Source organism: Actinoallomurus sp. NPDC050550 (genome assembly GCF_040655075.1).
GTDB lineage: Bacteria > Actinomycetota > Actinomycetes > Streptosporangiales > Streptosporangiaceae > Actinoallomurus.
In genome coordinates, this window is the sequence record NZ_JBFAJC010000020.1 from 165498 (window position 1) to 173123 (window position 7626).

Annotated in this window: 5 protein-coding genes; 1 reads left to right on the plus strand and 4 read right to left on the minus strand. The window is 74.0% G+C overall.

What is annotated here, in order from left to right:
- Positions 1-93: 93 nt before the first annotated feature.
- The gene (locus AB0I04_RS27015) at positions 94-1890 is read left to right on the plus strand and encodes a protein kinase (protein WP_360889947.1); all 1797 of its coding nucleotides are present in this window, start codon (positions 94-96) and stop codon (positions 1888-1890) included.
- A 31-nt stretch (positions 1891-1921) separates the two neighbouring features.
- Here the strand turns inward: AB0I04_RS27015 and AB0I04_RS27020 are convergent, their stop codons facing one another.
- The 4 genes from AB0I04_RS27020 to AB0I04_RS27035 all read right to left on the minus strand — a co-directional run.
- Positions 1922-3025 (minus strand): hypothetical protein, encoded by a 1104-nt coding sequence (locus tag AB0I04_RS27020; protein ID WP_360889950.1) that lies wholly within the window; start codon positions 3023-3025, stop codon positions 1922-1924.
- Positions 3022-3462, minus strand: a complete 441-nt coding sequence (locus AB0I04_RS27025; RefSeq protein ID WP_360889953.1) for a VOC family protein — start codon at positions 3460-3462, stop codon at positions 3022-3024. The genes AB0I04_RS27020 and AB0I04_RS27025 overlap by 4 nt, the downstream gene beginning before the upstream one ends.
- A 236-nt stretch (positions 3463-3698) precedes the next feature.
- A complete protein-coding gene (locus AB0I04_RS27030) occupies positions 3699-3926 on the minus strand; it encodes a hypothetical protein (RefSeq protein WP_360889956.1) in 228 nt (75 codons plus the stop codon).
- A 118-nt stretch (positions 3927-4044) separates the two neighbouring features.
- Positions 4045-7626, minus strand: a 3582-nt coding sequence (locus tag AB0I04_RS27035; protein ID WP_360889959.1) for a helicase-related protein, incomplete at its 5' end; no start/stop codon positions are given.

Genomic DNA, 7626 nt, shown 5'->3' on the forward strand with positions numbered 1-7626 from the left:
CGCTTCCCGGTCGTGACGCAGCGTTGCGCTTTGGGTGAGTTCCGCCGTCGTGTTCAGATCATTTGAGCGACGTTGATAGGTTCTGCGGCGTCCATGTCGATCGATCGGGAGGCCGCCGTGCCGAATGTCCAGCCGCTCACGCACGGGGATCCCCGGCGGCTGGGGGCGTACGAGGTGACCGGGCGTATCGGCGAGGGCGGGCAGGGAGTCGTCTACCTCGGCAGCGGCGCCACCGGCGAGAACGTCGCGATCAAGGTCCTACAGGCCCAGTTGATGGAGGACGAGGGAGCCCGCGCGCGGTTCGTCCGCGAGGTCGAGGTCACCAAGCGGGTCGCCCGGTTCTGCACCGCGCAGGTCCTGGACGCGGGCCTGGCCGACGACCGTCCCTACATCGTCAGCGAGTACGTCCCCGGGCCGTCGCTGCAGCAGCAGCTCCGGCAGGAGGGACCCCGCCAGGCCGCCGCGCTCGACCGGCTGGCGATCAACACCGCCACCGCCCTCGCGGCCATCCACCAGGCCGGCGTCGTCCACCGTGATTTCAAGCCCGGCAACGTCCTCATGGGCCCCGACGGCCCGGTCGTGATCGACTTCGGCATCGCCCGTGCCCTCGACGCGAGCGGCACCACCGCCGCCAGCCAGATCGTCGGAACTCCCGCGTTCATGGCCCCCGAGCAGCTCACCGAGGGCCGCGTCGGCCCGGCGACCGACATGTTCGCGTGGGGCGTCACGATCGTGTTCGCCGCCACGGGCACCCCCGCGTTCGGCAACAAGTCGATCCCCACCGTGATCCACCGCATCCTCCACGAGGAGCCCGACCTCGGGACCCTCGACGGACGGCTGCGGGACGTCGTCGCCGCCTCTCTCGCCAAGGACCCGGCACGGCGTCCCACCGCGCGGCAGCTGATGGACGAGCTGATGGGGCAGGGCGCCACCTCATCCGCCTTCGGAGCGTCCGGCGCCGCCGGAGCCGCCGGAGCCGCCGCGGGCCTCGGAGCGTCCGGCCTTTCCGGAGGGGCGCCCGGCGTTCCCGGCGGCGCGGGCGACCTGCGGACCTCCCTCGACCCGGCCGGGCGCGGGCCCGCGCCCGGCGGCGGCACGGAGATGCTCCCGCCGGTCGGTCCGCCCGGCGGCGCGACCGAGGTCATGCCACCGGCCGGCGCGCCCGGCGGCACGGCGCGGATGCCCGCCGCGGGCACGCCGCCCACCCAGCGAATGCCCTCGTACGGGCCGGGGCCCTCCGCACCACCGCCAGGGGCCTACCATCCGGCCGACGGAGGCACCTACAACCTGCCCCCGGTCGCGCCGCCCGCCTATGGCGGGGAGCCCCCGCCGAGGAGGCGCGGCGTGGGCGGCATCATCGCCGTGATCGCCGCCGCCGTCCTGCTGCTGGCGGGCGGGGGCGTCGTCTGGGCCGCGATGAACAACGACGACGGCTCGGGCACCCCGGCCGCGGCGAACACCGACAAGTCGCACAAGGCTAAGAAGAGGCCCTCCGGCAGGCCGTCTCACCGGCCGACGCACAAGAAGACGCCGTCACACTCGCCGAGCGCCAAGAAGACCGCGAAGGCCAACCCGTACACCCCCGTGCGACTGTGCGGCGCGGGCTTCCAGGTCATCGACCAGCACGGCCTCGGCCAGGCGACCGCCTACCTGCTCTACAACAACGGCAACGGCGCGAACTGCGTCGTCACCATGGTCCCCAAGTCCACCGGCGACAAGCCGAACATGACCGCGTCGCTCGCGGTCAAGGACGGCGGCCAGGGAACCAGGTCGGCCACCGGTCCCTTCTTCGCCGGGCCGGTGAAGCTGCCCGCCAAGGGCAAGTGCGTACGGTGGGGAGGCTCATCCGCGACGGCGAGTTGGGCGAGCGGCTGGACGCACTGCGGCTGACCCCCGCCTCCGCGGACTTCGCGGAGGACGCTCATCGGTTCTCCCGCAGGAGCCGGAGGGTGTCGAGGAGGCTCTGATAGATCATGATGCCTTCCTCCCAGGGGGCCGCGTGCCTGCCGGTGAGCCGGCGTCCCTGGGCGACCCGGAGCCCGGCGACGTTGGCCAGGGCGGCGGTCAGCCGGTCTTTCTGGTTCATCGGTACGAGCTGGTCTTCGGTGCTCTGGTCCAGCACGGCCAGCCGGGGCGCGTTGCCTTCGCGGATTCGCCCGGCGATGACCGCCGGGTCGAACCTGGCCGGGCTCACGTCCGGCCAGGTGCCCTGGTCCGTTCCGAATGCCCTGGACAGGAATAGCTCGTAGTCGTCACGGAGGTGGGCGTGGGAGGCGCCCAGCCCGTCCAGTGTCGCGAGCGCGGGCAGGTCGTACAGGCCGCTGAGGCCGAGCAGCGCGCCAGGGCAGGGTGGCTCGGGGAGGTGTCCGAGGCCGTAGTGCCGCGGGGGCTGGAGGATGGCTTGGAACGCCAGGCAGGCGCCGCAGCTGTGGCCGGACAGGATGTAGGACCCGCTGGTGAGGCCTAGGGAGCCGAGCACGGCCAGGCCGTGCAGTACGTCGCCGACGTGCTGAGGATGGACGGCCTCGCGGGCCGGATCGGCGTGACCGTCCCTGATGGCGTCGTAAGGAACGGGAGGGTCCGCCATGAACGGCGGAGCGGGGTAGTCGAACTGGGAGACCGTGTAGTTGAGGGACGCGATGGCGGTGACCGGGGCCTGTTCCTCGCCGGCGAGCACGCCGCCCGAGAAGGCGTGGGCGACGGCGGGCTCGATCGAGGCGGAGGTGAGCCGCGGGTCGCGCCAGGCCCCGCCGTGGATGTGCACGAGGTACCGAGGGAGCCGTGCCGGGAAGTCGGCTCCTGGGAGGGACGTGACGGGAGTGTCGATGAAGCCGGCGGTCTCCGGCGTCCGCGGCAGGTAGATGCTGAGGTTTTGGAACCGGTTGGCGCTGCGGATGTAGGGGATGTCCCTGGCGGCGATGACCGGGACGGGACGACCGAGACGCGGGCTCGTCACCTCGGCGGGCTGCCAGCGGGTCTGCCCGGCGTCCGGCGTTCCGGTGAAGTCCGCGCGGCCCGGCATCATGCCCGTCCGTTCCGGCTGGAGGGCGAGGTGCCGGGCCCGGCGACCTCGATGATGGTGCCGACGTTGTCAGTGACGAACGCGATGCGCCGGCCGATCTCCGGTATCTCCATGGGGCCGCCGATCAACGGCACGTCGAGTTCAAGCAGCCGGGACACTGCCGCGTCGAGATCTGCTACCGCGAGGCAGAGGTGGTGCAGGCGCGACGGGTCCATGCTCAGGAGGACGTTGTCGGCCGGTGCCCCGCCGCGGTTGGACGCGCCCGTGAGGAGCTCGATCTTGACGTCACCGGCGGTGAGGTAGACGAATGTCGTGCCGTGGGACGCGAATCGCCGGTCGACGGTGAAACCGAGGTTGCGCGAGTACCACGCGATGGTGGCGTCGAGGTCATCTGGCTTGACCGTGATGCCCACGTGGTCGTGGGAGAAGGTGAAGGTCATGTCAGTGAGCTTCGTCGGCCGCCGCGCCGCCGGCCAGGGACGGGAGTTCGGTAGGAAGACCGCTACCACCTTGGGCTTCGCGCCGCGTGCGAAGATGAGTTCTCGTGACCGCTGACATCGCGAAACTCGGCCCGGTGTTGCGTACCTGGCGTGGCCGTGTCGTATCAGGCGTTCACGATCCCGTCGGCGGCTGAGCCGAACCACCCGGTACGCAGCCGGGCAGACGCGGACACGCCCTAGTTCCAGGGATCCGAGGAGGGATCCTCGCCCAGGACGAGGGCGGCCGCGCGGCACAACTCCTCCCCGGCGATCTGGTTGCCGCCGTGATCCGAGCCCCAGGCATCGGCTGCGGCCTGGGCGACTCCGCGCCAGGTCATCTCCTGATCCACCCGCCAGGCCCGGATCTGTACGACCTGCTCCGACGTGAGTCCGGCCGGGTCGATGAAGGTGTAGGGACGTGCCACGGCGCAACCGTAACGCGTGACACCGTTCAGCGGCGCGGACATGGTGGGCCGGGGTCAGGCCCGGAGCGGGAGTCCGCGTGGTGTCGGTGGAAGCGGGCGTGGATGTGGTCGGCCGGGGTCAGGCCCGGAGTCGGAGTCCGCGTGGTGTCGGGTGGAACCCGGCGGCCTCCAGGGCGGCGGCGAGCGGGGAGTCGACGATCGACGTGCCGTCCGCGCGCTCGACCGTGAGCCGCCCGAGCGCGCCGTCCCGTACGGAGAGGGCGAGCGCGTCGACGGCGGGCTGGAGGTCCTCCTCGCCCCACGACAGCAGCGTCTTGCCGCCGCGTTCGACGTACAGCGTCAGACGGCCCTCGACCAGCACGACGAGCGACCCGGCCTTGCGGCCCGGCTTGTGCCCGCTCGCGACCTCCCCGGCCCGCTCCGGCCAGGGCAGGGCCGCGCCGTACGGGTTGGCCGGGTCGGTCGCCGCGAGCACGACGGCGCGCGGCGCGTCGGCGTCGGGTCGCGTCGCGCGCAGCCGGTCCACCGCGCCGGGCAGCGCGAACTGCGCCGCGCCCAGCCCCTCGACGAAGTAGCCGCGCCGGCACCGGCCCGACTCCTCGAACGCCCGAAGCACCGGGTACACCGCGGCGAACCCGCCCGGCGTCCGCTCGGCCATGACCGCGCCGCGGATCACGACGCCGTACCGGTCGAGCAGCGTCTCGGCCAGCGCGTGGCCGCGCCGGGTCGCGTCGGTCTCCGGCTCGGGCAGCAGCCACCAGCGGCCCGCGACGGTCGGCGGACCGGTGCGCGACGGCATCGCCGGCCTGCGGCGCGTACGGGGCCGGTGCGTCGTCCGGCCCGCGCCGAGCCGGGCGCGCAGCGGGGCGAGGGTGTCGTTGGTGAGGCGTCCCGCCCACACCAGGTCCCACAGCGCGGTCACGAGCTCCTGGTCGTTCTGGGACCCGACGCGGTCGGACAGCGTGCGGAAGAACACCGCGCCGCCGTCGGACAGCGACTCCAGCACGCGCTCGTGCAGCGGCGTCAGCGTGATCTCCGCGGACTCGGGCATCAGCAGCGGGGCGGTGTCCGCGAGGTACAGCGACACCCAGCCGTCACCGCCCGGCAGCCCGCCCTGTCCCACCCACACGACCTCCCCGGAGGCGGTCAGCTCGTCCAGCATCGCGGGGGAGTAGCCGGGCACGCGGGCGGGCAGGACCAGCGACTCCAGCGCGGAGGCGGGCACCGCCGCGCCCTGCAGTTGCTCGATCGTGTGCACCAGCGCGTCGATGCCACGTGGTCCCGAGCCGCGCGCGGTGATGCCGTGCCAGGCCGGCAGGAATCGCGCCAGGGCCTCCGGCGGCGACGGCTCCACCTCGGCCCGCAGCCGGGCGAGCGATCGGCGGCGCAGCATCCGCAGCACCCCGGCGTCGCACCACTCCGTACCGCGCTCCCCAGGGGTGAAGTCGCCCTCGGCCACCCGGCCCGCCGCGGCCAGCCGCCGCAGCCCGTCGGTCACCACCGCGACGCCCAGGCCGAACCGCGCCGCGACGTCGGCGGCGTGGAACGGCCCGTGCGTCCGGGCGTGCCGGCTCAGCAGGTCGGCGAGGGGGTCGGCCACCGGTTCCAGGAACGCCTCCGGCACCCCGACGGGCAGCGGGACGCCCAGCGCGTCGCGCAGTCGCGCGGCGTCCTCGATCGCGGCCCAGCGCTCGACGCCGCCGATCCGCACCCGGATCGCCCGGCGGGCCTCCTCCAGCTCCACGAGCCACCGGGGGTCGACGCCGCGTTCGACGAGCTCGTCGGTGCCGAGCGGGCCCAGCTCCCGCAGCAGGTCGGCCGCGCCCTCCGCGTCCCGGGCATGCCGCTCGGGCGTCAGCCGCCGCAGCTCACGATCGGCCTCGGCGACCACCTCGGGGTCGAGCAGCTCCCTCAGGTCCGCCTGGCCCAGCAGCTCGGCCAGCAGCGTCGAGTCCAGCGCCAGGGCCTGCGCGCGCCGCTCGGCGAGCGGGGCGTCCCCTTCGTACATGAACGCGCCGATGTACCCGAACAGCAGCGACCGGGCGTACGGCGACGGCACCGGCGTCTCGACCTCGACCAGCCGCGTCTTGCGGCTCGCCAGCTCCCGCATCAGCGCCACCAGGCCCGGCACGTCGAAGACGTCCTGCAGGCACTCCCGCACCGTCTCCAGCACGATCGGGAACGAGGGGTACCGGCTCGCCACCGACAGCAGCTGCGCGGCACGCTGCCGCTGCTGCCACAGCGGCATGCGGCGGCCCGGGTTGCGGCGCGGCAGCAGCAGGGCCCGCGCCGCGCACTCGCGGAACCGCGAGGCGAACAGCGCGGAGTTGCCCAGCTCGTCGGTGACGATCCGCTCGATCTCCTCCGGGTCGAACACCGCCAGGTCGCCCGCCGGCGGGGCCGCCCCGGTCTCGTCGAACGCGGCGCCGGTGTCGGGCACCCGCAGCACGATGCCGTCGTCGGAGTGCACCGCCTGCGCCTCGACGCCGTACCGCTCCCGCAGGCGCGCGGCCATCGCGAGGGCCCACGGCGCGTGCACCGGCGCCCCGAACGGCGAGTGCACGACCACCCGCCAGTCGCCGAGCTCGTCGCGGAACCGCTCGACCACGAGCGTACGGTCGTCGGGGACGTAGCCGGTGGTCTCCCGCTGCTCGGCGAGGTACGCGAGGAGGTTGCCGGCCGCCCAGTCGTCCAGGCCGGTCGCGCACAGGCGTTCGCGGGCCTTCTCCGGCTCCAGCGTGGACAGCTCCCGGCTGAACGCCCCCAGCGCCCGGCCCAGCTCCGCCGGCCGCCCCGGCGCGTCGCCGTGCCAGAACGGCAGCTTCCCCGGCTGCCCGGGAGCGGGGGACACCAGCACCCGGTCCGGCGTGATGTCCTCGATCCGCCACGAGCTCGCGCCCAGGACGAACACGTCGCCGACCCGCGACTCGTACACCATCTCCTCGTCGAGCTCCCCGACCCGCGAGGACTTCTCGCCGACGAGGAACACGCCGAACAGCCCGCGGTCTGGGATCGTGCCGCCGCTCGTCACCGCCAGCCGCTGGCCGCCGGGCCGCCCGCGCAGCACCCCGGCAACGCGGTCCCACACCAGGCGCGGGCGCAGCTCGCCGAACTCGTCGCTCGGATACCGGCCCGCGAGCATGTCGAGCGTCGCCTCCAGCACCGACCTCGGCAGCGTCGCGAACGGCGCGGCCCGCCGTACGAGCGTCTCCAGCTCGTCGACCGGCCACTCGTCCATCGCGGTCATCGCCACGATCTGCTGGGCCAGCACGTCCAGGGGGTTGCGCGGGTACCGCAGCTCCTCGATCCGCCCGTCGCGCATCCGCTCCGCCACCACCGCCGTCTGCACGAGGTCGCCGCGGTACTTCGGGAAGATCACGCCCTTCGAGACCGCCCCCACCTGATGGCCCGCCCGGCCGATCCGCTGCAGCCCCGCCGCCACCGACGGCGGCGACTCGACCTGCACCACCAGGTCCACGGCGCCCATGTCGATGCCGAGCTCCAGGCTCGACGTCGCCACGACGGCGGGCAGCCGCCCGGCCTTCAGCGACTCCTCGATGCCGGCCCGCTCCTCCTTCGACACCGAGCCGTGGGGGGGGGGGGCCGCGGCCGCCGGAGCGCCCCGCGCCGCCCCCCCCCGCCCCCCCCGCGCGGCCGGGGCGGCGGCCGGCGGCAGCGCAGCGCCCTTCAGTCGATCCCA